Genomic DNA, 25,341 nt, shown 5'->3' with positions numbered 1-25,341 from the left:
AATCCATTCAATTTCTTTTAATGCTTGTTGATAATCTGTTTGAGTTTGAATAGGTTTCAAATTCATAATATTAAACCTCCTCAAATAAGATCAGATGTTTTATCAGCAGATTCTTGATATTTTTTGATTTTCTCATATAAACTATCAACGGTTTCTTGAGAAAATAGGCTATCTTTCAATTGTAAATAATCACCTTCACCTAGTTTACAAGCAGCCCAAAATTTCATTACTTTTGCGGGTTCTAAGTGAGTGAGTAAAATCTGCATCACTTCTTGTAAATTTTGCTGGTCGTTAATAACTTTAATTTTCATCTTCATCTTCTCTTTCCAAAATTAAATCTGTTGGGTTAATTACTTGCAATGATAAATCTTGACAACGATTAATTAATCTTTTATCACAAGTGATAAAACCGCACCAAAAGAGATACTAAAGCGATCACTCTCCATTCTCTATAATTCTAGAAAAGCAATCGCACTTCATTCTCCATAACTAGAGAACAGCGATACCTTCCGTAAGCTACACTAACTCTATTTATTTTCTATAAAGAAAGAAAAGCGATTCCTACGCAGAAATTTACTATCGCTTTTGTTTCCAGGAAAAAAGTTATGACACAAGTTTTAGTAATGCTTCATTAATAATTGTTTGATATCCAACTCCTTGTTTTTCGGCTTCAGATTTTGCCCAAGCAATCACTTGAGGATGTAATCTAATAGAAACAGATTGATATTTTTCTGTTTCACTTTTTGCAGGTCTTCCACGTCGAGTATAATTAATCCCAAATTGTTCTTGAATAGCTTGTTCAGCAGCTATTACTTCTGATGGAGTAATTCTTCTGGCATGATTAAAAGGAAATTCAGCCTTCTTCTTCATATTGTTGACGCTCCCATTTTGTTGCAGGTCTAGCACTGATAATTCTAATTGTCTCGTTTCTCATTGTATAAACAACAACTAATAACCGATTGTTATAAGATTCTCCAATAATCCATTCTCTTTCTTCTTCTATGGAATGTTCTGGATCTGGTGCAATTAAGGCTAATGGATCAGTCCAAACTGTTGCAGCTTCTTCAAAAGAAACTTTGTGTTTTTGCTGATTCCGATGTTGTTTGTTTGCATCCCATTCAAATTTCATATTTTCAGTATATACTAAAAATATAAAGTTAAAAATTAAGTTTTTTATACAAAAGGCGATACCTACGGTAAGCTACCGCGATCGCTCTCTATTCTCTATAACTCCAGAAAAGCGATACCTTTGGTGATTTCACAAGAAGAAACAATTGTTTGTACTGCGCGTACTGCTGCATCAGGATTATTGGTTGATAGAAAATCGTAATGACGATTTAAGTCATTAGTTGCTGTTTCTGTCCAAACTATCTCAGACATTAGTGTTATTGTTGATTTCCTAAATTATTTGCCCATTTTTTAACTTTTTCATGTTTGACTCCTGAACCTGTACGCAGGTAGGTTTCTAAAGCAGATTTACTTTGTTCAATCATTTCTGTTTCAGTGAGAGGTTGAAAATTTAATTCTGTATTTATTTCTCCATATTCAAGTGATTCTGTTGTTAAATTTTCTTCTTCTTTAGCTAATTCTGTGGCTAGAAATTGAATGGCTTTAATTTTTTCTTGATGAGATAATTTTTGCAGTGATGGTAAAATTTCTGTTAATGTCATAAAAATATGGGGTAAAAGCTACTTACATTATACTGTGATACCCTTGGTAAGCTACCGCTAACGCTCTCCATTCTCCATAACTTCTCAGTAATTTGCCGGAATTTATATGAATTATTGATAAAGTTATATTTTTTATCTTTTTGTCAGAATTAGGATGTCTACGATTAAAGGATGAACAGGATTCTTTTAACCGCTAATTTCATAATATTTTTATCCTGATTAGAACCTTACACCTTTTTTCTGATCTGGTGAAAAATATCCTACCTCATGACCAACACTGACATTCACTGTCAACTTAGTAATATAGCCCAGCAATTCCAAATTTTTGAATGTGTTTCCTGCGCTATTGCGTTGCGCCAATTTCTAATTAATCTGAAAATTCCTGGCAGAGAGATTTGTTTGTTTACAGGGAGTACAGAATATCCCTTCTGTAATATTTACCATGAAGTTCTACAACAAAACATCTCAATTAACGGTAGACATTTTGCGATCGCAGTAGAAATTAATGGACAAGAACTCATATTTGACAACATTCACCCCGAAGGAATTTCCAGGGTAAACTGGATAAATAACCTCTATTGTGCTGCACAAGACTTAGGTGGAGAATTTCAAATTACTGAAACAGAATTTTAAGCTGGAGGAATATCATGGTTGATTTGTATGATTTAATTCGTAATATTCAGAAACGTCCAGCTATGTATTTAGGACGAGCAAATATAACTAATCTCCGTACTTTTATAGCTGGTTACTGTTTTGCACGTCGCCAAATGGGAATACATCAAACAGCACAAGAACAAAAATTTTCAGAATTCCAAAGTTGGATTGAACAGAAATTTAGTATTGTTTCTCATCAAACGTGGGATCAAATTATTCTGTTTTTTTCCAAAGATGAACACAGTGCTTTAGAGAGATTTTTTCAACTATTTGAAGAATTTACTCAATCTGAGGTTGTTTTTGAACAGCAAGCTCGTCTACAGGAAAGCTCAGTCAATACATCACTTTGCAAGTAACTGTCAGAATCAGGATATCCAGGATTAAAGGATGAACAGGATTAAGATTGACAATATTTTTTACTCATCCTGTAAGTAAATCATTAAATGTGAGAAACAGGATTAATAAGATTAAAGGATTAAGAGGATGAAAAATTAACATAATTATTGATTATGTATTTTCTAACCATCCTGTAAATTCTCAAATCCTGGACATCCTGATATGGCTTGCGCCACGCTCCGCTATCAGACAAAATCATCATCCTGAAAATCCTAAAATCCTGAAAATCCTGATTCTGACAAATTACGCTTCAATCACCACGCGCAAATTACCGCGCTTATTAGCAACCCGACAGGAAGTAGTGCTACCAACTCGCTCAAATTCCAAATCGAGAACAGTCCCACCAACACGCAAATTATGTAACGATAAACGATTGATTGATTGTGGCAAAGCAGGGTCAATAATTCGCAAACAATTATTTTGTGCGTCTGGAACTAAATTCACCATCATTTGCAATAATTGAAAAATACTACCTGTAGCCCAAGCTTGGGGTGTACAAGCGACGGGATACTGTACAGGTGAATTATCCCCGTTAAGTTCATAACCACAAAACAGTTCTGGTGGTCGTTGATAAGATTGCTGGGAAGTCATGTTAAACAAACCTTGAAATAATTCCAAAGCTTGATCTATTAATCCGAGCGATCGCAATCCCATAGCAATGAGAGAATTATCATGTGGCCACACAGAACCAATGTGATAACCCATTGGGTTATAAGCTGGTGACAAACTGCTCAAAGTTCTAATCCCCCAACCATTAAACATATCAGGCGCTCGCAACCTTTCCGCCACACTATAGGCTTTTTCTGGTGTAAAAATTCCCAAAGATAAACAATGACCAGGATTAGAAGTAATACTATCTACTTGATTTCCTTCTCCATCTAAAGCCAAAGCGCAGAAATCCTGATCTTCTATCCAAAAATCTTTGTTAAATCTAATTCGCAGATTTCTAGCTTCGTCTTGCCAACGTTCTGCCAAATCTAGGCGCTTTTTCATCTTAGCAATTTCTGCTAATTTAATTTTGGCAGCATAGACATAAGCTTGTACTTCACAAAGAGAAATTGAACCTTTAGCTAATTCCCCTTTGCGGTTCACAATACAATCACCAGAGTCTTTCCAGCCTTGGTTAACCAAACCACCTTTTGATTTACGATTATAGCTGAGATAGCCCGTTTCTTGGAGATTTCTATCAATCCAATCCATTGCTGCGATCGCATTTCGCCAAAGTTGCTCTAAAGTTTCTTGATCATGAGTCCAAGCATAGTAATCAGCATACAACATCAACCATAACGGAGTTGCATCAACTGTTCCGTAATAAGGTGTATGGGGAATTTCCTGACAACGTGCTAACTCTCCCATTCGTAACTCATGTAAAATTTTGCCTGGTTCCTCTTCCCGCCACTCGTCTTCTTTTTTACCCTGATATGCTGCTAATAACATCAAAGTTTCTTTAGCAATTTGGGAATTTAACATCAAAGTTTGGGAAGCAGTAATAATAGAATCCCGTCCAAATAACGTTGAAAACCAAGGTACACCAGCCGAAACAGTTTTATACTTCCCAAAAGATTGGCGTAACAAATACAGATCTTCTTCAGCCCTTTCAAGGACACGATTGAAAAGGCTTTTATCCGAGCTAATACGGGTAATCTGTTGTACCCAATTTTGCTCCTCCATCAACTCAGAAGCTTTAGCTTGTGCCAAAGTGGTAGCAGCATTCACACCAGAACTGGGTTGATTATTGGTTAACTTCTGCAACCGATAACCCAGCTTTTTAGTTTCGTGAGAAGCTAATTCTAACTGCCAAATCGCAGTGTAACCTTGAAAATAATCTGGTTGTTGATGGTGAAATTGTATCCGGGATTCCATCACCGCACCATCTAAACCTTGATAAGCCAATGTCAAAGACTCTTCCCGATTTGGTTGAGTTGGAGGTACGAGACCATCACCTGTTTCGTCTAAGTTTGTTGGCTCTGCTAACCGTAATAATCTACCCCGTTGTTTGCGGCTATGACCCCGGACTTCAAATAAATCCACAAAATCCGCATCAAAGCTGAGACTAATTTCACAAGTGATGCTGGTGGTGCTGTAGTTAGCAACTTCTATTTCTTCAAATAATGCACCGTTGAGTACCAATTCCCGACGAATACCAATAGTATCAGCCTTCAGGTGATCATCAATTTTGGGATTAGTACACAAAACTGAAAGTGCAAAGCCTTTGTCAGCAGTGCTACTCAGTAAAACAGGCGATCGCCCATTAATCTGCAACTCCAAACGACTCAAAAACCGGGTATCAGCACAAAATAGCCCCATACTGGGATTCCCATCCTGAAGGGAACAACCGGAAATGTTCCCTATCGTATCTGTCACCAAGAACAAATCATCATCTTTAACCGTTAAAGTTGGCTGTGGTCTTTCACTGATAACACAAGGCCATTCTGGGATAGGCGCTTGTTCAGCAGGAATAAAAGTTTTTCCATCGAGGACAATTTTCTCTGGGGTTATCAACGTATCTGGTGTCATGAGCCAAATTTTCCTATACAGGACTGGGTATGGAGTGGGGAGATGAGGAGGATGAGGGAGATGAGGAGGATAGGGAAGTAATTTTCCCAATCACCAATCACCAATTCCCAATCACCAAGATCCCTATAAATCTATACGTTCTGAATTTGAAGTCAAGGCTGGAAACTGGGAATTTTCAAGGGTTTTATTCTTTCATCAGCATTGAGAGATACTAGACCTGGAAAATACTCAAGAATATGTTTAGTTCAAAATTTTTTGAGTTTTGTCAAGCATCAGCAGTACCCAAACTTACCGGGGTGTGTTTTGGGTTAATATCTGGACAGGTGCTTTCTAACGCCTACCAATTGGGAAATGGTAATAGGTAATGGGTGATAGGTAAAAATTTTTTCTCTTCACCAATGACCAATGACCAATGACCAATGACCAGTTTGAATTTGTACAATCCTTCTGTGAAGTGGATCTTGTCTAGATTGGGCGTTTAACGATATTCATGAGCATTTCGACTTCTGTATTGAGTGATTTGCTACAGTCACTACCCTACCTGCGTCCTCAGTTATATTTCAAGGCTTCACTAACGGCGCTCTCCCATGCAATGGAAGATCAGGTTTTAGCAGCCACCTTGGATCAGCCCCTGATTATTGCTAGTTTCCAACGAGAGCGATTCTACCGCCAAGAAGCGCATCGCTATCAACGACTTTCCCAGCGTAGTAATCAAATATACGTATTATCCGCGCCGGAAACAGAGTTCGTTAATAGCTCGGAATACTATGAAAAGGTAGCTTTTGAACCGGATGATGCTTTAAGTCAAGAGTGGCATTTAGTGGTAGTAGCTAATAATTATGCTACCTGTTTGGTGTGTCGAGAAAACCTCGGTTCGATCGCCAAAAATCAGGAGTTACGAAATATGATCCCCAGTTTAGATATGGACACGGCGCGAAGATTCGAGGGGATTTGGACTTCCGAAAGAGGAGTCAGTCTCAAAGCCGCAGAGTTGATATTAAGCAGGATCCTAGTTTACAGACCAGAATTGGCGGATAAAGTTGCTCAGGTATGCCAGAGATTTGGCATCGGGGAATCAAAAAGAGGATTGGGAGCAGCAATTCAAAATGAATATGCTTGTGATATTGATACTGACCCTTTTGTACAGCGATTAGTAACTTATTTACAAGCTAGTCAATATAAATTACATAAAGCCTACCGTTCGATTACAGCCCAAGCCAGAAAAGAAAGGCTAGTAAATTCAATCAGTACGGCAATTAGGCGATCGCTTGACCCCCAGGAAATTTTACAGGTAGCGGCTCAAGAATTAGGTCAACATTTAGAAGCTGGTCGTTGTCTAATTTATCGCGCTCAAGCTACCGATGCCACAGCCACAATTGAACATGAGTTCTTAAATAAGGGTTTACCATCTGTCCTCGGTCAAACCTGGGATTTACAACTCAATCCTCTATTTCAAGAAATACTGCAAAAACTTGAGGGAGTCTGTGTTGCAGATACTGTCGCTGACCATCGCGTTAAAAATTCGCCAGCTTTATCGTTAATAGTCAAGCAATTTGGCGTGCGCTCTTGGTTGATGGAACCAGTATTATTCCAGGGACGACTGCTAGGAATTGTTGAGTTGCATTACTGTTATTTTCCCAGCCATGAGTGGCAACCCGGAGAGTTAGATTTAGTCAAAGCGATCGCCACCCAAATCGGAGCAGCCCTCATTCAAGCAGAAGCCTTTGCCAATTTAGAAAAACTCAATCAGCAACTAGAAGCCCTAGACCGCACCCGCAGCAACCTGATAGCCATTACCGGTCATGAACTACGTACCCCCCTATCTACTATTCAAGTTTGTCTAGAAAGCCTCGCTACTGAACCAGATATGCCCTGGGAATTACAACAAGTAATGCTCAGTACAGCCCTCTCTGACTCAGAACGGATGCGAAAACTAGTGCAAGATTTCCTCACCCTTTCCAATTTAGAAAGCGGTCGTGTGGAATGGCATCCAGAATCTTTAACTTTACAAGAATGTGTAGATTTAGCCCTCAGCCGTCTACGTACACGCTCGTCAACAGAAAAAATCCCGCAAATTAAAACGCAAATTGGTAAAAATCTGCCTCTGATTAGGGCTGATGGTGATTGGTTAGTAGAGGTACTAGCAAAACTCATAGATAATGCTTGTAAATTTACACCAGCCGAAGGAGAAATTTCCATTAAAGCTACTCGCAGCCGCAATCAAATGGTGGAAGTCACAGTAGCCGATACTGGACGTGGCATCGAACCCAATCGGTTAGAAATAGTATTTGACCGCTTTTATCAAGAAGAAGGAGCGTTACGAAGAACTGCTGGTGGTACAGGTTTAGGTTTGGCCATTTGTCGGCAAATAGTCACCGGCTGGAACGGAAAAATTTGGGCAGAGTCTAATGGTAAAGACCAAGGTAGTAAGTTCCACTTTACAATTCCTATTGTTGTAAGTAGTCAGGAAGCAGAGAAGATAGGAAGATAACAATACAGGGGAAACAGGGAAGATGCAGAAAATGTTGGTAATTTTCGTAACTTCTCTCACCTGTAATTTTTGATGCGGCTTTGTTGTAGATACTTAGATATTGACCAGATAGAAATATCCGTTCTTCAGAACACTTGTAGAGACTTTCCATGCAACTTCTCTACATCTTTGTTTAGCAGATGTCTATTGTAAATATTGTCAACATCATCCTTAAAAACTTAACCCTATCCTGACATTGTGAGCGATCGCCATCTCCGGCTATATTTAAATCTTGACTCGCACATCTTTAGGTGGAAAAACCTTTCGTCGTTAAATCAAAAACTTCGTAGGGGCGAAGTTCCATGTTCATAGAAATGCAGCAAATGGTGGCAGGATAAAGCTATGGAAGATAATCTTGATAATAAACCTTACAGTCAAATGATGGTAATTGGAATTGGCATAAGTTATAACTTATGTTATAATAAAAATATGTATTTTGGAAAAACTTAGTCAAAACCAGTAACATAAAAACATTATGGCTGATAAAATTTATCCTATTAATCCTGCAAAGATTGGTAATCAAAAAGGATTTCGTCTCCCGCAATCTTTTTTTAAAGATTATCCCCATTTAGCCAATGCTTCAGGTTATTTACAGGTATTATCTGATAACACATTGTTAGTAAAATTAGATACGGATGATATTAATAATGATGAAGATGAAAGTGTGATATTAAGTTTATTTTTAGATTTTCTTATGCAAGATGCTATTAAAAATCCTGATAAATTGGTGATGTACACCCAGGAAATGAGCGAAGAAATAGATGATTTAGTAGCAGATGTAGAAATTGAGGAATAGACAATGGGAAATAACACATCTGCATTTACTTGTAATGGTTGGCAAATATTTTTCTACCCACTATTTAACACTCAATGGATAGAATTGCGTGAAAAGGTTAAAAAATTAAAAGATGAATTACCCAAAGAAGAATTTATCAAACATCTAGACGCGAAATTATTAAAAGCCTTAAATATTGGGATTAAAGAAAAAATTTCCCAAGACCCTTTTGCATCATATTTCGTTTTACAGAAACCTTTACAAAAATATGGTCGTCTGAAAAAAATGGGACTACCAGAAAGATATAGATTGTTTTTTAGAGTTTTTAAAGAACAAAAGATAATTATTATTCTGTGGTTAGGTTTTCCGCGCAAGGAGGGAGATAAAAAAGATTGTTACCAAGTGTTTACTAAAAAAGTTGAAAATGGTGATTTTCCTGAAAGCATAGAACAATTTATGATTGAATGTATGAGTGAAGATAATTTAGATAATTCTGAATAGAGATTTGGTAATAAAATTTCCCATCTAAAATCCAAAATCCAAAATCGGATAACATTTAGGGGTAATCTCCCTCCGGTTGCTTTCATCAACAGAAAACAATCACAGGGAAATTACCCCTAGATTTTTTGAGTTAAAAATACTTAACAAAGATTATTCAGCAGTAGCCAATTCAGTGCTGCCTCTTGTTCGCTTCCGTGTCAAAGTGTTGTATAGCATGACACCGATAGCTTTAATTAAGTTACCTTCTAATTCTTGGAACATTTTCATGTTCACACCAAAAGCAGCATTGGCTTCTTCCACAATGCGATCGCCTGTTGTATCATCAATGGGCATAGCATCCAAATTTTGGCGATATTCAGCTTTAAATCCCTTCTCATCGGTAATGTCGGCGAACTCATAAAAAGCAGTACCTTCACCTTCACCCAAGTTCATTGCTGTTTGGGCAATACCTTTGAGAATTTGTCCCCCAGATAAATCTCCCATATAACGAGTATAGGAATGAGCAACTAACAATTCTGGTTCTGTTGCTGAAATTTCCCGAATACGCTGTACATAAGCTTCACCTGCGGAGGATAATTTAATCTGCTCTCGCCAGTTGTAACCGTAGTAGAAAGTTAAATCTTGTTCTAAGGTATGCTTGCGGTTGAGTTGGGGAAAATAAATTTTGCCGACAACGGGGTGATCCTTGTGTTTTTCCATCTCCTCTTCCATAGCCGAGTAGATGAAGTAAAAGTTAGCAACCAATTTCCGGTAGGAGCTTTTTTCCACGACTCCTTTTAGGAAACACTTGACAAAACCTACGTTTTCTGCCATAGTGTGTGCTTTTTTTGTCCCTATTCGTAATTTGGAGGCTAAATTGCTGCTCATGTTAAATTTCTCAACTTTAAAAAGTTAACTGCTGGAGTTTTGTTTTACGAATGACTAAAAAATGCCATTAAAACGTTACATTAGAACTATTTGATGAGAATTTATATTAATATTTTTTAAGTTGTAGCTATTTTGTATAATTTTATACTTGTGAAACAAGAGATAAAATAGGGTATCTTCATAGGAAAGCAAATATACATCAAAGATTCATAATTAACAATGATTAACCATCTGTATTTTTACTTAAAATAGATTTGTTAAAATAAATAGTCATTAAGAAAAATGATTAAGCACTGATTGTTGAACAAGAATTTCCCCAGAATTGTTGAAAACAAAGTAAAGTGCTATTCTCCTGTGTGATTGTGTGGAGTGTTTAAAAATATGGTTTCATCAATAGCTCGGACTAACGGCCGCATTTCGGATGGTTCTATTAATGAAGAATCTGAAGGGATGAAAAAAGGTATTGGCATCAGTTCAGCGATTAATCTCATTCCCTTACCAGCTAATTCTTTATTTGGTACAGATGGCATTCGCGGCAGAGTGGGAGAATTACTGAGTGCGCCTTTAGCCTTGCAAATTGGTTTTTGGGCAGGAATTGTCTTGCGTACTCATGCACCTCAATCGGGTCCAATTATTTTGGGACAAGACTCCAGAAACTCTAGTGATATGTTGGCAATGGCTTTGAGTGCCGGGTTAACCGCAGCCGGGTTGGAAGTTTGGTATTTAGGATTATGCCCAACTCCCTGTGTGGCTTATCTTGTCAGCATTACTGATGCTATTGGTGGAGTCATGATTTCAGCTAGTCACAATCCACCGGAAGACAATGGTATTAAACTTTTTGGTGCAAATGGTACGAAGCTATCACCAGGATTACAAGCAGAAATTGAAGCTGGACTGCGGGGGAATATTTCACCGAGTTCTGGTGCGAATAATTGCGGTAGGCATTACTCCCGGACAGAGTTAGTAGGGCATTATAGTCAAGCATTGCAAGAACCTTTACAACCTGCGGTCAATCTGCGGGGGATGAAGATTGTTTTAGATTTAGCTTGGGGTGCGGCGGTGGGGTTAGCACCTGCGGTCTTTACCCAAATGGGGGCTGAGGTAATCTGTCTGCATAATGAAGCAGATGGCGATCGCATAAATGTTAACTGCGGTTCTACACATCTGGATATTCTCCAAACAGCAGTTAAAGAACATAATGCTGATATGGGTTTTGCCTTTGATGGTGATGCAGACCGGGTTTTAGCTGTAGATAATACTGGTAGGCCAGTTAACGGCGACTATATTCTTTACCTCTGGGGTCGTCATCTCCAACAAAAGCAACAACTGCCAGACAATCTAATTATTTCTACTGTCATGGCTAACTTAGGTTTTGAAAAAGCTTGGCAGCAATTGGATGGTAAATTGGTGCGTACTGCCGTAGGTGATCAGTATGTACAAGCAGAAATGCTACGAACTGGGGGAATGCTAGGCGGTGAACAATCAGGTCATATTCTTTGCCGTCATTATGGTATTACTGGCGATGGTTTATTAACCGCTCTGCACATAGCTACCGTAGTCCAAGAAGCTGGTGTTTCCTTGGGAGAAATGGTGGATCAAAGTTTCCAAACCTATCCCCAATTGTTGCGGAACGTGCGAGTAACAGATAGAGAACGGCGTTTAGGATGGCAAGATTGTCAACCAATGCAGAATGCGATCGCCCAAGCTGAAGCAGCAATGGGAGATAGTGGGAGAATCCTAGTCCGCGCTTCTGGCACAGAACCAGTGATCCGAGTCATGGTAGAAGCTGCTAATGCTGAATTGGCTAACTATTGGACCAATGAATTAGTAGCGCAAGTGCAAATACACATCGCTTGAAGAATACAGGAGTTCAGTAGGGACAGGGGGAGAAAATTCTTCACCTACACCCTTACACCCTATTCTTTTCTGTCACCTGTCACCTGTCACCTGTCACCTGTCAACTAAACAGTCATGGCAAAAACAAAGCAGAAATCTCTGCGTGGAAAAAAGCAATCTTCACCAGAGAAAACCCGCCTGAGCTTGAAAGAAGAGTTAGCCCAAAAGCGCAAAGCTACTCTAGCACGGAAAGAGTTTACCAGCTTGGTGAGCAAATTGGTAGGAAGCGGAATATTTTTAGGAATGCTGCTGTTTTTCGTCGGTGGAATTAAATTAGCAGTTCCTGGTGCATTAGGTATCATAGTCATTACCCTTTGTTACAAATACCCGCAACCGGCTCTATTTGCCTTTGTCATATATGTACCATTCGCGGGTACTATTATTTACATATTGGGTAACAGTCCCATACTCCAACTAGCTAAAGATGCTTTTTATGTTCCAGCTGCGATCGCTCTGTGGCAAACTTGCAAAAAGCAAAAACAACCGTTTATTATTCCTCAATCCATCAAAACCCCATTTTTGATTCTCTTTAGCTGCTGTATGCTCACCCTAGTGATGATCAATGGTGGACAGCAGTTAAATCCATCTGGTGGTGACATACCTATAGGTATAGGAATTCTGGGATTAAAAGTATTTCTAGGTTATTTTCCCTTAATTACTTGCGTCTATTACCTAATTCGTAATCAGCAGCATTTTTGGTTGTTATCCCGTCTTCAAATTCTCCTCATACTGGTCTGCTGCATCTTGGGAGTTATCCAATATATAATGCTCACTAAAGGAATATGTAAAGGAACGATAGGCGTTGAAGGAGAAGCTTTATTTAAGGCTACACTAGATGCTCGGTGTTTAGTTGGTGGGGCGCTATTATACACACCAGAACAAGGGGTAATTCGCTTACCAGGCACATTTGTAGCCCCTTGGCAGTGGGCATGGTTCCTAATTTCCAGCACCTTTTTTACATTTGCCACAACTTTTAGCGACAAATCTATTATTTGGCGGCTGATCAGTTTGGTTACTTTAGCGTTAGTCTTTTTTAACGCAGTTATCTCTGGACAAAGAATAGCCTTAGCTTTAGTACCAGTATGTTTTGCACTTTTGTTGTTGTTAACTGGTCAATTGGTCAACCTCAAAAAATTTATCCCCTTGGGAGGAGCTTTCGCTGTAATTTTGGTAATTGCCATGGCAGCTAATCCCACTATCGTACAAGACAGAATGGACAGTTTTATTAGTCGATGGAATGCATCACCACCGCATAAATTTATAGTTGAACAATTTCAAGAAAACTGGAAAAGTGTTGATACTCCTATAGGTAGTGGCTTAGGTCGAGCTACGAACTCTGCCCGTGTATTTGGTTCAACTAAGTTGGTAGAAACCTACTATCCTAAAGTGCTGTATGAAGTTGGAATTGTCGGAGTTTTGGCTTTTTTAGCCTTTGTCACCAGTTTAACCGTTGCTACTTTTAAGACATATCGCACAATAAAAAACCGTAATTTACGAACTTATGGTGCTAGTATGTGGGTGTTCATACTATTTATCAGTTACAATACTTACTACTACCCCCTAGATGTCGATCCAGTCGCTGTTTATTATTGGTTGTGTGCAGGAATAATATTCAATTTACCAATACTGGATAAACAAGAAATGCTAGAAGAAACAACCATCAACACCAAAGGTCAGAAAAAACGTCTGCATAAAAAATAATCTGAATACAAAAATATTTGAAGATAAATTATCAGCAAGAACACAAATTAAAAAATCTAAATTTAACTCTTGATAAAATTAGAGGAAATGAAAATGGTCAAAGTAATTATCACAGGTACACAACATATCAGCACTCCCAATTTGCCCAGAAACTCTCGACATACTTTCATTAAAACCAAAAATTTTCCTACAGGCAGATATCCAATAGAAAAACTATGGAAACCTTTATCTAGCTTTATCCCTTGGCAACCAATATGGAATAGCTACGAAGTAATTCACTCTTTTAATAGAATTATCTATACCAATAAACCTTGGTTTCTTACAGTTGAAGACCATCTATCTTTATATAGCAATCCCAAAAATCAATTAGAATCTACTGTCTACCCTATTTTAAACAATCGGTTAGCATTAGACAACTGCAAAAAAATCATTGCCATGTCAAATTTTGCTAAATTCCGCATCACTCAAAAGATAAAAAATTGGGACATAGCAGAAAAAATCCAGCAAAAGTTAACCGTGATTCATCCCAATTTCCCTATCAGGGTTAACCATGCTAAAATTTACGACGAAAAACAACCTCTCCAATTAATTTTTATAGGTCATCATCTGGCTAGAAAAGGCGGAATTGTGGCTTTAAGGGTTGCTAAAAAAGCCAAAGCATTAAATTTAAATATCAAAATAAATATTATATCAGGTCTGGGTATTGGTGCAGGTAAACCTACCGATTTTCCTGATATAAAAAAGTATGCAGAAGATTTAAAATTATTGGATTTAGATAATGTTAATTACTACAAAAGTCTTCCTAATCAACAAGTGATTGATTTACTATCAAAAAGTCATTTTCAATTCATGCCGACTTTACAAGATAGTTATGGATTTAGCATTGTTGAAGGATTTTCTGTAGCCACACCAGCAATTACCACTAATATATGTGCATTACCAGAATTAATTACTCCAGGAGAAAATGGATTCTTGTTAGAATTACCCCTAAATGAATCTAGAGAATGGAAGAATTGGCTACATGGGGAAAAATTGCAAACAGAGGAATATTGGGAAATTTTAAATGGTACTTACGAGTATTTAGCAGAGGCAGCTTTAGACCAAATTATCAAATTTTTGGATAGGTCAGATAAACGAGAACATTATGAATATTTAAGTGCCGGGGCTTTAGCCCAAGCCCAAAATGTCAATAACGCAGAAAAACAAAATGAATTATTTGATCTTCTCTATACAGCAGCAGCCAACTAACATTGAAATCCAATAAATTAATACAAGTAAATCAACAAACTTTATGAATAATTACCCGTTAATTTCCGTAGTTATCCCTACATACCGAAGAGAAAAATTGCTACGGGATAGTATTCTAGATGTCTTAAAACAAGATTATCCCTATTTTGAAGTTTTGGTAGTGGATCAAACCCAAACCCACGAACCAGAAACTCAAGCTTTCCTGGCAGATATGGCAGCATCTGGTAAAATTAAATTGTTTAGCCTGGATTGGGCGAGTTTACCTGGGGCGCGAAACTATGCTGTACGCAGGTCATCAGGTGAGATTATTTTATTTATTGATGATGATGTACAGTTAACACCGGGTTTTTTAGCTGCCCATGCCAAGAATTATGTGGAAAACCCGGAAATAGGGGCGGTTGCAGGTAGGGTATTTGACAGAATGAAATTGGGGGACTCTGGGGGAGAATTAGAAATTGAATATTTACCCCCGGAAGCAATGGATCCTGGTATTGCTTGGTATCATATTGATTTAGTGCATACTACCAAACCTCAGCAAGTTTTAACTGCTAGAGGTTGCAATATGTCTTTCCGTCGGGAAGTTTTTACTAAGTACGGAATTAAGTTTGATGAAAGGTTTCGGGGTAGTGCAGTACGGGAAGAATCCGATTTTTGTTTACGGTTTCGGCAAACTGGGTATAAAATTTGGTATGACCCGGAAGCTTATTTGGTGCATTTAGGGGAGGAAACTGGCGGTTGTCATGATATTAGTATGCGATCGCTCCAATATCAACTTACTTTTTATCACAATCATTTTTTACTGGGTCTCAAAAACCTGACTTTTACCCAAGCTTTACGACTTTACGGACGTTTATTTGATTGTCACGTTCTCGGACATCCCCCTTGTTATAAAAGTGGTTCTCCCATTAAAGTTGCCACTCGCGGTATTTTCTATTTTTTAGGTTTTCTCAAAGCTGTGGGTACTATGATTCAATCAGCATGGAATGATGGACAAATTTACAGTCGTTTAGATCAACAAGTTTAAGGTTTTGACCGCAGATGGACGCAGATGAACACAGAGAAATTAAATAATAAAAATAATGATTACGTCTGTGTTTATCTATATTTTTATATTTCAAGTTGGACAAAAAAAATTTGTAAATTTATCCTCAAATCCTACCATGAGAATTTTAGTTGCTAGTCATACCTATATTGTAGACCTGAACTGTGAAAAATTACGGGCTTTAGCCAAACTAGAACCAGGAATTGAAGTTACAGTTGTAGTTCCCAAAAAATGGAAACCTGGAGGTGTACAAAATAGAATTGTTGAAACTGAATATCGTGATGAAGGTGCATTTAAAATAGTACCAATATCTAATTTTAGCCAAAATCACCAAGGACTGCTCACCTTTGGTGCAGATTTAATTGGATTATTACAAAAATTTCGTCCCCAAATTATTCATGTAGAACAAGGTTCTAGGGGTTTGGCTTATACACAAATGATTATCTTAAATCAGTTATTAGGATTAAAAGCTAAAAATGTATTTTTTACTTGGTGGAATTTACCCTACCATTTAAAATTACCAATTGCTTTATTAGAAAAATTTAATCTCAATTGTAGTCATGGCATTATCTCTGGTAATCAAGATGGGGCAGCAATTTTACGCCAACGAGGATATCAAGGTACTATTAAAGTTTTACCCCAATTGGGTGTAGATGAAACACTCTTTACTCCTCATCCACAACCAGAATTAGCTGCTAAATTAGGTATTTCTAGCAACGATTTTGTCGTGGGATTTGTCGGTAGATTTGTACCAGAAAAAGGATTATTAACTCTGTTACAAGCTTTGATAAATATACAAGATAAATCTTGGAAGTTGCTACTATTAGGTAGAGGTGATTTGCATGATGAATTACTCAAAATAGCTGTTGAAAATAACATTCAAGATAGGGTAATCATAGTAGAAAGTGTCCCTCATCATGAAGTTGCCAGCTACATTAATTTAATGAATACTTTAGTTCTTCCTTCTGAAACTACGTATAAATTTAAAACCCTCACTGCTTTAGGTTGGAAAGAACAATTTGGTCATGTTTTAATTGAAGCAATGGCTTGTAAAGTGCCTGTTATTGGTTCTGATTCTGGAGAAATTCCTCATGTTATTGGTGATGATGGTTTAATTTTCTCTGAAGGTGATGATCGGGATTTATCTAATTGTTTATCACAGTTAATAGAAAATCCAGATTTAGTCCATGATTTGGGAGAAAGGGGTTATCGAAAAGCAATGGTAAATTATACTAACAAAGCTGTAGCTAAACAACAATTAGAATTTTATCAACAATTAATAAACAACAATTAATAATGAAAATATTACAAATTGTCCCCTCTATTTCTCTAATTTATGGTGGTCCTAGTCAAATGGTATTAGGACTAGCACCAGCATTAGCAAAAGCGGGTGTAGAAGTTACTATTTTGACGACTGATAGTAATGGTGATAATGGTCAAAAACCTCTGGATGTTCCTTTAAATAGTGCCATCAAACAAGATGGTTATGAAATAATTTATTTTCGTTGTGCGCCATTTCGTAGATATAAATTTTCCCTAGATTTATTAATATGGTTAAAAGATAACGCTAAATCTTTTGATATAGCCCATATTCATGCTTTATTTTCTCCTATTAGTAGTGCTGCGGCTATTGTCTGTCGTCAGCAAAATTTACCTTATATTTTACGTCCTTTGGGAACACTTGATCCGGCTGATTTAAGGAAGAAAAAACAATTAAAGCAGATTTATGTCGCACTTTTAGAACGTCGGAATTTAGCAGGTGCATCGGCAATTCATTTTACTAGTGAACAAGAGGCGAAAATCTCATCAAGATTTGGAGTCATTACAACAGATTTGGTCATTCCTTTGGGTGTTATTCCTCCAAAAAATACTACTGAAAATATTAGAAATAAGTTTGGTATTGATAATGATAAACCTGTAATTTTATTTATGTCGCGTATTGATCCAAAAAAGGGTTTGGAATTATTAATTCCAGCATTAGAAAAATTATTAATACAGGGTTTGGATTTTCATTTTGTTTTAGCGGGTACAAATCCCCAAGATCCAATATATGAGCAAAAAATTAAGTCTGAGATTGAAAATTCCCAGTTAAAATCACATACTACTATAACTGGATTTGTGACTGGTGAAGCAAAAATCAGTTTATTGCAAACTGCTGATTTATTTGTTTTACCTTCATACTATGAAAATTTTGGTATTGCTGTTGCAGAAGCAATGGTAGCAGGAACACCTGTGGTTATTTCTGATCAAGTGCATATTTATCAACAGGTGTTAGATAGTGAGTCTGGTTGGGTGGGGACAACGGATGTAGAATCAATAGTGAGGTTATTAACAACAGCGTTGTCAAATCTCCAAGAATGTCAACGTCGGGGATTAAATGCCCAAAAATACGCCTTACAACATTTTAGTTGGGATGCGATCGCACAACAAGTAATTCAAGCTTACCGAGAAATTGTGGGTTGAAATACTATATTTTAATGTCACCAATAGTTAAAAAATTTAAAATTTTGTTGCAAACAGCGCAATCTCGATGGGATAATAGTTGTTTTGTGTCATGATGGCACAGTAAAATAATTATCTTATCTAATTACAGGGAATCTAGCATGGCTCTCCGTCTTGGTGATACAGTACCCAACTTTACTCAAGCCTCTACACACGGCGACATAAACTTTTACGAATGGGCGGGTGACAGCTGGGTAGTGCTGTTTTCTCACCCTGCTGACTTTACACCTGTTTGCACCACAGAATTAGGCACCGTTGCAAAGTTAAAACCAGAATTTGACAAACGCAACGTCAAAGCGATCGCACTCAGCGTTGATGATGTAGACTCTCATAATGGCTGGGTGGGAGATATTGAAGAAACTCAAAGCACCACCCTCAATTACCCAATTTTGGCAGATGCTGACAAAAAGGTTTCTGACCTTTATGACATGATTCACCCCAACGCAGCTGCTAACATCACAGTGCGTTCTGTATTTGTCATCGACCCCAACAAAAAACTGCGTCTTTCTTTCACCTACCCCCCCAGCACCGGACGCAATTTTGATGAACTATTGCGAGTAATTGACTCTTTGCAATTAACAGATAACTACAGCGTTGCTACACCAGCAGACTGGAAAGATGGTGACGACTGTGTAATTGTTCCATCCTTGAAAGATCCCGAAGTTCTGAAAGAGAAATTCCCCAAAGGTTATCAAGTAATTAAACCTTATTTGCGGATGACTCCCCAACCTAACAAATAATTTTCATTGACATACTCTCCGCACTGTTAGGGCGGAGATTCTTTCTCTCAAACAACAGTTGCAGTTTCATACGGTTTTACACTATCTCCCCTAACAGACAATGCCCTGCCTGTTTGCACTATTGTATCAGAAAGCCGTCTCCGGACGGAGAATCTCAAACCCATTTTTTCGGTAACATTAATATTCATTTTGTAGGGTGGGTTATGCTATCGCTAACCCACCATTTTTATATATAGCAGGAGTCAGGAGTAAAACCCTCTTGCTGTACAGGTTTTAATTTAGATTCTGTACTTCATTGATCTGCAAAATACTTAATTAGATCTGTTGCCTTACCTTTTTAATGAGCCATAATAAAATGATAAAGATACTTGATTTCAACATCTAAACTCTACTTGGCAACCTATTAATTCATGCGCGCTCGGCAAAGTATACTGGAAATGTTTACGACTTTTTTGCAATTTGAGGCTGAACGCTTTAACGGTTGGGTATATGATGCAAAATTACGCCGCAACATCCAGAATCTTTTATTACAGATACCACAAACGCAAAATTCAGAAAATTTTTGGGCTACTTACTGGCATAAGGCTTGGCAAATTCAGCCAAATTCCTTAGCACTTAGTCATCTGTCTGCTTACTTACAAGAAACCTGTTATTGGGCTGTAAAAAGAACAATTCCCCAATTTACCAGCTTACAGAGTAGTTTATCAGATTGTTTTCAAATAGCGATCGCTCAAGTACCCAAAATCCTCAAAGGTTGTGACCCCAACCAAAAAGCTAGTCTCAAAAGTTACAGTAATGTCGCCTTTGGTAATATTATCCGCGATGCCTTGCGTCAGCAACAAGAAATAGATTATGCCAATGATTGGGCATTACTGCTGAAATTAAGCCGCAAGCGACTCCAAGAAGCTTTACAAAATGCCGGAGTGACAGATGAGATTATTACTCATTATCTGTTGGCTTGGAAAAGTTTTACAGATGGTTATATTTTGAGCAAATCACCAGGTGTCCGCAAGTTACAAAAACCTGACCAGGATACTTGGGATACCATAACTCAACTCTACAACCGTGAACGTCTAACCCTGAAAAATCCTGGAATAGAATGCAATGCGGAAACTCTAGAAAAATGGCTGGTTTTTTGTGCTAAACAGGTGCGTTCTTATCTTTATCCAGTGGTTTCTTCCCTCAACTTACCCAAGCTAGGACAAACAGAAGGGGAATTGCAAGATGATTTACCAGATAATACTCATGAATCTTTACTAGCTAGTTTAATTGACCAGGAAGAAGCGGAAACGCAAAAAAATCAACAAATAGAAATACACAACCTGTTAATCACTGCCCTAGCAAAACTGACTCCACAATCACAGCAGTTATTACAGCTATATTATCAACAAGGACTCACCCAACAACAAATTGCCCAACAGCAACAAATCCAACAATATCAAGTTTCACGCCAATTAGCTAAAGCCAGAGAATCCCTACTGCTGGCCATTACCAAATGGAGTCAGGAGAAAATGCATATTTCTCCAACTTCCAACGTGGTGAAATATATTAGTTCTGTGTTGGAGGAGTGGTTACAGAATTATTTCAGTAATCTAGAATCTCACTCCTCAAAGGAGAAATAGTTATGTCTCTGTTCTGTGTCCCCCCGACTCAACTGTGCTTAGAGGTGTCTTTAGAGGTACAAAACCAATCTTGGCAACAAAGCCAGTCTTTTGTGAGTCCTCTCGGTCGTTGGAATGCCTTTCTTAATCAAGTATGCCTCAGTACCTTTCTACCCTGGTTGCAAACAGAATATGCACCAGAAGCTACTGTAGAAACCCTTCCCCAAATTTGGGAAGTAGTCAGCGGTACGGCGATAAATCTGGATACAAAGCGCCTGATTCTGATTCCAGATAAAAATTTAGAAACTAGAGAATTTCATGTTCCCCAAGAATGGATAGATATTCCTAAGTTAGCTGGAGATTATTATCTAGCAGTACAAGTTAATCCTGATGGTGAATGGCTGCGAATTTGGGGTTATACTACCCATGAACAATTAAAAAATCAAGGTAGCTACGATCCTCAAGAGAGGACTTACTCTCTGGAAGCCAACCAGATGATTGAGGATTTGAATGTACTGTGGGTCGTGCGTCAATTATATCCTGAAGAACAAACACAAACAGTAATTTCTGCATTACCGATTTTATCAACGACCCAAGCAGAAAACCTCAAGCAGAGATTAGCAAATCCCACAATTACTAATCCCCGCTTAGAATTGCCCTTTGAAATTTGGGGAGCATTATTAGAAAGGGAAGACTTTTTACAACCAACACAGAATTCAACAATTGTTAATTTGCGTCAGTGGTTTGAGAATGTAGTTACAAATAGCTGGCAAACAATAGAAACGTTATTTGGTGCAGAACCAAATTTAGCCTTTAGCTTTCGTCAAACTAATGATGTTGTTGAAGAATCAATTCGACGGGTAAAGCTAATTGATTTACCTACTCAAGATAGTAGTCAAGCAGTTGTACTGATGTTGGACTTGACAGCAGAAACAGATAACAGAGTAGGAATTCGCGCTCAATTATATCCGAGCGATCGCAATTCTTATTTACCAACTAATGTTAGACTAGCGTTGATTTCTGCATCAGGCGAAGTTGTACAATCAGTAGCAGCAAGGGAAGCAGATAACTCTATGCAACTGAAAAGGTTTCGATGTCCAGTAAATACAAGATTTAGTATTCAAGTTATTCTTGATGATTTCAGTTTTGTAGAAGAATTTGAATGTTAGTTGTCAGAATCAGGATTTTCAGGATTGAAGGATGAACAAGATTTATCTCGTTCCTATACTCTGTATAGGAATGAATTATAGAAGGCTCTGCCTTTAATGTATAGTTGAGGCAGAGCCTCTGTGATATTATTCCCAGTCTGAGACTGGGAACTAGAAAATTACCAATCACCAATTACAAATTACAAATCACCAACCATGAGTAAATTGATCGTCCTAAATTTAGGAAAAGGAAACTTATACCAAGGGTTTCCCACGGTCATAGCTCAACTTTGGCAAACAGATACTCCTAATCCCATGCAATTTACAGGTGGATTACCTGCTGCACCACAATTAGAGCATCTTTATCAACGTTGGCAAAAATTGTATACAGCATTGTATGCCAGTTTAGGATGGCGTAGTCATAACATTTCTGAATTTGAAATTGATGAAGAAGACGTTACCCATATTTCTCAAACTGAGTTTGAAAATGTTTGCCAAGAATTACAAAAATGTCTGAATATATGGCTGAATAGTTTAGCATTTCTAAATATTGACCGCAAACTACGTACCCAACTTTTACCTACAGATGAAATTCGCTGTGTTATTACGGCTGAATGTGATCAGGTTTTAAAATTGCCTTGGTGTTTATGGCATTTTTTTAATGATTACCCATTAGCAGAAATAGCCCTCAGTCCTCCTGAATATGCCCGTGCAATTAAAACCAATCCCAGAAAGACTAATGGTAAGGTGAGAATTTTAGCTATTTTGGGAGATAGCCACCACATTGATATCGAAAAAGACCAAAATTTACTTCAACAATTACCTAATGCTGAACTTAAGTTTTTAGTTGAACCCAACCGTTCCCAACTTACAGAACAACTATGGGGATCTGGTTGGGATATTCTCTTTTTTGCGGGGCATAGTTCCAGTCAAGGTAAAGGGAGAATGGTACTAAATTCTGATGAAACTTTGACTATTGATCAATTAAAGTATGGGTTACAAAAAGCGATCGCACAAGGTTTGCAGTTAGCAATTTTTAACTCTTGTGATGGTTTGGGAATCGCAGAAGATTTAGCTGATTTGCATTTACCGCAAGTAATTGTCATGCGGGAACCTGTCCCAGACCGGGTTGCACAGGAATTTTTAAAGCATTTTCTCGCCGCTTTTTCACAAGGACAAACCTTGTATACAGCAGTTAGGGAAGCTAGGGAGAGGTTACAGTCTCTAGAAAATGATTTTCCCTGCGCTACTTGGTTGCCTGTTATTTGCCAAAATCCATCGGAAATATCCCCAACTTGGCAGGATTTGTGTGGCCAGCAATTGGGTCTAAAGTTTTCACCTCCCAATTTACGCCAGTTACCGATTGTTTTTATTGGTAGTTCAATAGTTGCTTTATCTATCGTATTAATACGACTAATAGGGGGACTGCAAGCCCTAGAATTGGCAGCATTTGACCAATTAATGCGATCGCGCCCTAAAGAACAATCAGACCCCCGACTATTGGTTGTAACTGTCACAGACCAAGACATTCAAGCACAGGGACAAGAACCTAGACAAGGTTCACTTTCAGATAAATATTTGAACTTATTACTCACAAAACTAGAACAATATCAGCCAGCGGCCATAGGTTTAGATATATACCGGGATTTTCCAGTGAGTGCAAACCAACCAGAACTAGCCAAACGGATGCAAAAAAGCGATCGCTTGATTGCTATTTGTAAACGTGCTGATCCAGAATATGACCCCACAGGCATTTCACCTCCACCGGAAATCCCAGAAGCAAGGTTAGGTTTTAGCGATTTTGTCCAAGACAACGACAGCATACTGCGCCGTCATTTGATGGCCATGACCCCAAATCCCATCTCCTCTACTTGTACTCCCACCTACGCCTTCAGCACTCGGTTAGCATTCTTATATCTGCAATCACGAGGAATTACCGCCAAATTTACACCAAATTGGGATTTACAACTAGGGAATAAAACCTTCGGACGTTTGCACAAACGAAGTGGTAGTTATCAGTCGATAGATGCCCAAGGCAGTCAAATCTTGCTGAACTATCGTTTTTCGCCCTCTGTGCCAGCAATCGCACCACAAGTTACCATGAGCCAAGTATTAAATGGACAAATCAACCCCAATGCCCTCAAAAACCGAATTATTCTTATCGGTGTCACCAGTAATAGCAGTAGTGATTATTGGTCTACACCCTATAGTAAAAGCCCTTTAGAAGTTGTACCAGGCATATTCATTCAAGCACAGATGGTTAGCCAGATTATCAGTGCTGCTTTAGACAACCGACCCTTGTTATGGACATGGACGCAATGGTGGGAAATCGGCTGGATTTGGTATTGGTCTTTGACAGGAGGATTACTAGCTTGGTTTTTTAGAAAAAGCACTTATTTAATTATAGTCTTAGCGATCGCAATAGTCACACTATTTGGACTCTGCCTCATCATACTCATTCAGGGCGGTTGGATACCCTTAGTACCACCTATCATTTCCTTGCTAGTTTCCAGCATTCAAATTACCTGTATCAGAACAAAAATAGCAAGTGACAGGTAATAGGCGACCAAAACCAGGCATTTTTGAATTTGGAATTGACATATTCCCTATTAAAAATCACGAATTATGAATTAGTAATTTGTATAACAAATTATCAACATTATTTTGTAATTTAAAAATTAATTATTCCCATGAAAAAACTACTTTGGTTTCATACTCTCACCCTCATCTCTGCAATAAATTTGAGCATTTTAAATTTGCCAGCAAATGGGCAAAATCAGGTTCAGACTTTAACATCAACTACCAAAATCAAGTATATTGCACCAGTAGTACAAGAACAGCCAGGAGAACCAAAAGGACGACGTAGAGGTGGGGGCAGTCGTGGACTATGTAAGCAATATGAAACCCTGACAGCATTAGTACCTGTAACTAAAACCGAAAATAAAAATATAGTTTGGGGAAACTCAGCATCTCAAACCCCAACATTTTGGTTTTTTGTACCTGAAAAATTAACCCCCAAAGTTCCTATAGAGTTTGTAATTCAAGACGAAGCAGATAATTATGTCTATCAAACAAAATTTAATTCCCCAGAAACACCAGCCGGCATCATTAGCCTAGCTGTAAAACCAACAGTACCCTTAGAAACAGGTAAATCTTATCATTGGACTTTTTCCATTGCTTGTGATCCAGATAAACCTTCTGCTTCCGTTTATGTTCGAGGTTCAATGACACAAACAGCCATTAATTCCACACTGCAAAAACAACTAGAAACAGCTAAAACCCCTTTAGAAAAAGCTGTAATTTTTGCAGAAAATGGTATTTGGCAAGATGCCTTAACAACATTGGGTGAGCAACTGTTAAATAATCAACCAATAGATACAGAAATTAAATCTGCTTGGAATGATTTACTCAAACAAGTTAATTTAGATAACGCTGTTTCCACCTCTATTATCTCATGCTGTAAACTCAAAGAATAGACATATAGTAAGTGATACTGGTAAAAGCCTGGAAATGTCTAAGTTGCTGCATCTGTAACGAGTCTCGTTATTAACAA

23 protein-coding genes are annotated in these 25,341 nt (G+C 37.9%); 16 read left to right on the top strand and 7 right to left on the bottom strand.

Annotated features, from left to right (window positions below):
• Positions 1-80: 80 nt before the first annotated feature.
• The 5 genes from ACLLO5_RS06590 to ACLLO5_RS06570 form a co-directional block, all read right to left on the bottom strand.
• Positions 81-311 carry a hypothetical protein gene (locus tag ACLLO5_RS06590; protein WP_413174678.1) on the bottom strand — a complete coding sequence of 77 codons (231 nt, stop codon included), beginning with the start codon at positions 309-311 and terminating at the stop codon, positions 81-83.
• A 292-nt stretch (positions 312-603) separates the two neighbouring features.
• Positions 604-870, bottom strand: coding sequence for a BrnA antitoxin family protein (locus ACLLO5_RS06585; protein WP_190715717.1), 267 nt, complete (start codon positions 868-870; stop codon positions 604-606).
• Positions 854-1,129, bottom strand: a complete 276-nt coding sequence (locus ACLLO5_RS06580) for a BrnT family toxin (protein ID WP_413174677.1) — start codon at positions 1,127-1,129, stop codon at positions 854-856. Before ACLLO5_RS06580 ends, ACLLO5_RS06585 begins: the two co-directional genes overlap by 17 nt.
• A 95-nt stretch (positions 1,130-1,224) precedes the next feature.
• Complete coding sequence (locus tag ACLLO5_RS06575) at positions 1,225-1,380, bottom strand: type II toxin-antitoxin system RelE/ParE family toxin (RefSeq protein ID WP_413174676.1); 156 nt, start codon at positions 1,378-1,380, stop codon at positions 1,225-1,227.
• A 5-nt stretch (positions 1,381-1,385) separates the two neighbouring features.
• Positions 1,386-1,670, bottom strand: coding sequence for a hypothetical protein (locus ACLLO5_RS06570; RefSeq protein WP_413174675.1), 285 nt, complete (start codon positions 1,668-1,670; stop codon positions 1,386-1,388).
• Positions 1,671-1,937: 267 nt separating this feature from the next.
• Between ACLLO5_RS06570 and ACLLO5_RS06565 the strand changes: the two genes are divergently transcribed.
• Together ACLLO5_RS06565 and ACLLO5_RS06560 are read left to right on the top strand one after the other, a co-directional pair.
• On the top strand, positions 1,938-2,303 hold the full coding sequence (locus tag ACLLO5_RS06565) for a papain fold toxin domain-containing protein (RefSeq protein ID WP_413174674.1): 366 nt from the start codon (positions 1,938-1,940) through the stop codon (positions 2,301-2,303).
• 14 nt (positions 2,304-2,317) lie between these two features.
• Complete coding sequence (locus ACLLO5_RS06560; RefSeq protein ID WP_413174673.1) at positions 2,318-2,680, top strand: hypothetical protein; 363 nt, start codon at positions 2,318-2,320, stop codon at positions 2,678-2,680.
• Positions 2,681-2,963: 283 nt separating this feature from the next.
• On the opposite strand, the gene ACLLO5_RS06555 is transcribed toward ACLLO5_RS06560, so the two are convergent.
• On the bottom strand, positions 2,964-5,237 hold the full coding sequence (locus ACLLO5_RS06555; protein ID WP_413174672.1) for a glycogen debranching N-terminal domain-containing protein: 2,274 nt from the start codon (positions 5,235-5,237) through the stop codon (positions 2,964-2,966).
• 490 nt (positions 5,238-5,727) lie between these two features.
• On the opposite strand from ACLLO5_RS06555, the gene ACLLO5_RS06550 reads away from it, so the two are divergent.
• The 3 genes from ACLLO5_RS06550 (at position 5,728) to ACLLO5_RS06540 (ending at position 9,043) form a co-directional block, all read left to right on the top strand.
• A complete protein-coding gene (locus tag ACLLO5_RS06550) occupies positions 5,728-7,728 on the top strand; it encodes a DICT sensory domain-containing protein (protein WP_413174671.1) in 2,001 nt (666 codons plus the stop codon).
• A 514-nt stretch (positions 7,729-8,242) separates the two neighbouring features.
• Positions 8,243-8,563, top strand: a complete 321-nt coding sequence (locus tag ACLLO5_RS06545) for a hypothetical protein (protein ID WP_413174670.1) — start codon at positions 8,243-8,245, stop codon at positions 8,561-8,563.
• Between the two features lie 3 nt (positions 8,564-8,566).
• Complete coding sequence (locus ACLLO5_RS06540) at positions 8,567-9,043, top strand: type II toxin-antitoxin system YhaV family toxin (protein WP_413174669.1); 477 nt, start codon at positions 8,567-8,569, stop codon at positions 9,041-9,043.
• A 150-nt stretch (positions 9,044-9,193) separates the two neighbouring features.
• On the opposite strand, the gene ACLLO5_RS06535 is transcribed toward ACLLO5_RS06540, so the two are convergent.
• Positions 9,194-9,910, bottom strand: a complete 717-nt coding sequence (locus tag ACLLO5_RS06535) for a heme oxygenase (biliverdin-producing) (RefSeq protein ID WP_413174668.1) — start codon at positions 9,908-9,910, stop codon at positions 9,194-9,196.
• A gap of 381 nt (positions 9,911-10,291) precedes the next feature.
• Between ACLLO5_RS06535 and glmM the strand changes: the two genes are divergently transcribed.
• The 11 genes from glmM (at position 10,292) to ACLLO5_RS06480 (ending at position 25,264) form a co-directional block, all read left to right on the top strand.
• Positions 10,292-11,767, top strand: a complete 1,476-nt coding sequence (glmM, locus tag ACLLO5_RS06530) for a phosphoglucosamine mutase (RefSeq protein WP_413174667.1) — start codon at positions 10,292-10,294, stop codon at positions 11,765-11,767.
• Between the two features lie 114 nt (positions 11,768-11,881).
• Positions 11,882-13,507 carry a hormogonium polysaccharide biosynthesis protein HpsL gene (gene hpsL / locus ACLLO5_RS06525; protein WP_413174666.1) on the top strand — a complete coding sequence of 542 codons (1,626 nt, stop codon included), beginning with the start codon at positions 11,882-11,884 and terminating at the stop codon, positions 13,505-13,507.
• 93 nt (positions 13,508-13,600) lie between these two features.
• Positions 13,601-14,755: a glycosyltransferase family 4 protein gene (locus ACLLO5_RS06520; protein WP_413174665.1), complete on the top strand. Its 1,155-nt coding sequence runs from the start codon at positions 13,601-13,603 to the stop codon at positions 14,753-14,755.
• Between the two features lie 43 nt (positions 14,756-14,798).
• Positions 14,799-15,779 carry a hormogonium polysaccharide biosynthesis glycosyltransferase HpsN gene (gene hpsN, locus ACLLO5_RS06515; RefSeq protein WP_413174664.1) on the top strand — a complete coding sequence of 327 codons (981 nt, stop codon included), beginning with the start codon at positions 14,799-14,801 and terminating at the stop codon, positions 15,777-15,779.
• Between the two features lie 136 nt (positions 15,780-15,915).
• On the top strand, positions 15,916-17,091 hold the full coding sequence (gene hpsO, locus ACLLO5_RS06510) for a hormogonium polysaccharide biosynthesis glycosyltransferase HpsO (protein ID WP_413174663.1): 1,176 nt from the start codon (positions 15,916-15,918) through the stop codon (positions 17,089-17,091).
• Between the two features lie 2 nt (positions 17,092-17,093).
• Positions 17,094-18,260 (top strand): hormogonium polysaccharide biosynthesis glycosyltransferase HpsP, encoded by a 1,167-nt coding sequence (hpsP, locus tag ACLLO5_RS06505; RefSeq protein WP_413174662.1) that lies wholly within the window; start codon positions 17,094-17,096, stop codon positions 18,258-18,260.
• Between the two features lie 140 nt (positions 18,261-18,400).
• The gene (locus ACLLO5_RS06500; RefSeq protein ID WP_413174661.1) at positions 18,401-19,039 is read left to right on the top strand and encodes a peroxiredoxin; all 639 of its coding nucleotides are present in this window, start codon (positions 18,401-18,403) and stop codon (positions 19,037-19,039) included.
• Between the two features lie 437 nt (positions 19,040-19,476).
• Positions 19,477-20,661, top strand: a complete 1,185-nt coding sequence (locus ACLLO5_RS06495) for a sigma-70 family RNA polymerase sigma factor (protein ID WP_413174660.1) — start codon at positions 19,477-19,479, stop codon at positions 20,659-20,661.
• A 2-nt stretch (positions 20,662-20,663) separates the two neighbouring features.
• Entirely contained in the window at positions 20,664-21,809 is a 1,146-nt protein-coding gene (locus ACLLO5_RS06490; RefSeq protein ID WP_413174659.1) for a DUF1822 family protein, read from the top strand.
• A gap of 195 nt (positions 21,810-22,004) precedes the next feature.
• Complete coding sequence (locus ACLLO5_RS06485) at positions 22,005-24,347, top strand: CHASE2 domain-containing protein (protein ID WP_413174658.1); 2,343 nt, start codon at positions 22,005-22,007, stop codon at positions 24,345-24,347.
• Between the two features lie 131 nt (positions 24,348-24,478).
• Positions 24,479-25,264, top strand: a complete 786-nt coding sequence (locus ACLLO5_RS06480; RefSeq protein ID WP_413174657.1) for a DUF928 domain-containing protein — start codon at positions 24,479-24,481, stop codon at positions 25,262-25,264.
• Positions 25,265-25,341: the final 77 nt, after the last annotated feature.

The organism is Anabaena azotica SJ-1, from assembly GCF_047275885.1.
GTDB lineage: Bacteria > Cyanobacteriota > Cyanobacteriia > Cyanobacteriales > Nostocaceae > Trichormus_B > Trichormus_B azotica_A.
Note: the sequence above shows the minus strand (reverse complement) of the source record. Positions and strands in the feature narration are given on the sequence as shown.

What these genes read in the sequence shown, in the direction of transcription:
- ACLLO5_RS06490 (WP_413174659.1), top strand. Translation starts at nt 20,664, where the DNA reads ATGTCTCTGTTCTGTGTCCCCCCGACTCAACTGTGCTTAGAGGTGTCT.
- glmM (WP_413174667.1), top strand. Translation starts at nt 10,292, where the DNA reads ATGGTTTCATCAATAGCTCGGACTAACGGCCGCATTTCGGATGGTTCT.
- ACLLO5_RS06495 (WP_413174660.1), top strand. Translation starts at nt 19,477, where the DNA reads ATGTTTACGACTTTTTTGCAATTTGAGGCTGAACGCTTTAACGGTTGG.
- ACLLO5_RS06550 (WP_413174671.1), top strand. Translation starts at nt 5,728, where the DNA reads ATGAGCATTTCGACTTCTGTATTGAGTGATTTGCTACAGTCACTACCC.
- hpsP (WP_413174662.1), top strand. Translation starts at nt 17,094, where the DNA reads ATGAAAATATTACAAATTGTCCCCTCTATTTCTCTAATTTATGGTGGT.
- ACLLO5_RS06535 (WP_413174668.1), bottom strand. Translation starts at nt 9,910, where the DNA reads ATGAGCAGCAATTTAGCCTCCAAATTACGAATAGGGACAAAAAAAGCA.
- ACLLO5_RS06485 (WP_413174658.1), top strand. Translation starts at nt 22,005, where the DNA reads ATGAGTAAATTGATCGTCCTAAATTTAGGAAAAGGAAACTTATACCAA.
- hpsL (WP_413174666.1), top strand. Translation starts at nt 11,882, where the DNA reads ATGGCAAAAACAAAGCAGAAATCTCTGCGTGGAAAAAAGCAATCTTCA.
- ACLLO5_RS06520 (WP_413174665.1), top strand. Translation starts at nt 13,601, where the DNA reads ATGGTCAAAGTAATTATCACAGGTACACAACATATCAGCACTCCCAAT.
- ACLLO5_RS06565 (WP_413174674.1), top strand. Translation starts at nt 1,938, where the DNA reads ATGACCAACACTGACATTCACTGTCAACTTAGTAATATAGCCCAGCAA.
- ACLLO5_RS06590 (WP_413174678.1), bottom strand. Translation starts at nt 311, where the DNA reads ATGAAAATTAAAGTTATTAACGACCAGCAAAATTTACAAGAAGTGATG.
- hpsO (WP_413174663.1), top strand. Translation starts at nt 15,916, where the DNA reads ATGAGAATTTTAGTTGCTAGTCATACCTATATTGTAGACCTGAACTGT.
- ACLLO5_RS06585 (WP_190715717.1), bottom strand. Translation starts at nt 870, where the DNA reads ATGAAGAAGAAGGCTGAATTTCCTTTTAATCATGCCAGAAGAATTACT.
- ACLLO5_RS06555 (WP_413174672.1), bottom strand. Translation starts at nt 5,237, where the DNA reads ATGACACCAGATACGTTGATAACCCCAGAGAAAATTGTCCTCGATGGA.
- ACLLO5_RS06560 (WP_413174673.1), top strand. Translation starts at nt 2,318, where the DNA reads ATGGTTGATTTGTATGATTTAATTCGTAATATTCAGAAACGTCCAGCT.
- ACLLO5_RS06570 (WP_413174675.1), bottom strand. Translation starts at nt 1,670, where the DNA reads ATGACATTAACAGAAATTTTACCATCACTGCAAAAATTATCTCATCAA.
- ACLLO5_RS06575 (WP_413174676.1), bottom strand. Translation starts at nt 1,380, where the DNA reads ATGTCTGAGATAGTTTGGACAGAAACAGCAACTAATGACTTAAATCGT.
- ACLLO5_RS06580 (WP_413174677.1), bottom strand. Translation starts at nt 1,129, where the DNA reads ATGAAATTTGAATGGGATGCAAACAAACAACATCGGAATCAGCAAAAA.
- ACLLO5_RS06545 (WP_413174670.1), top strand. Translation starts at nt 8,243, where the DNA reads ATGGCTGATAAAATTTATCCTATTAATCCTGCAAAGATTGGTAATCAA.
- ACLLO5_RS06500 (WP_413174661.1), top strand. Translation starts at nt 18,401, where the DNA reads ATGGCTCTCCGTCTTGGTGATACAGTACCCAACTTTACTCAAGCCTCT.
- hpsN (WP_413174664.1), top strand. Translation starts at nt 14,799, where the DNA reads ATGAATAATTACCCGTTAATTTCCGTAGTTATCCCTACATACCGAAGA.
- ACLLO5_RS06540 (WP_413174669.1), top strand. Translation starts at nt 8,567, where the DNA reads ATGGGAAATAACACATCTGCATTTACTTGTAATGGTTGGCAAATATTT.
- ACLLO5_RS06480 (WP_413174657.1), top strand. Translation starts at nt 24,479, where the DNA reads ATGAAAAAACTACTTTGGTTTCATACTCTCACCCTCATCTCTGCAATA.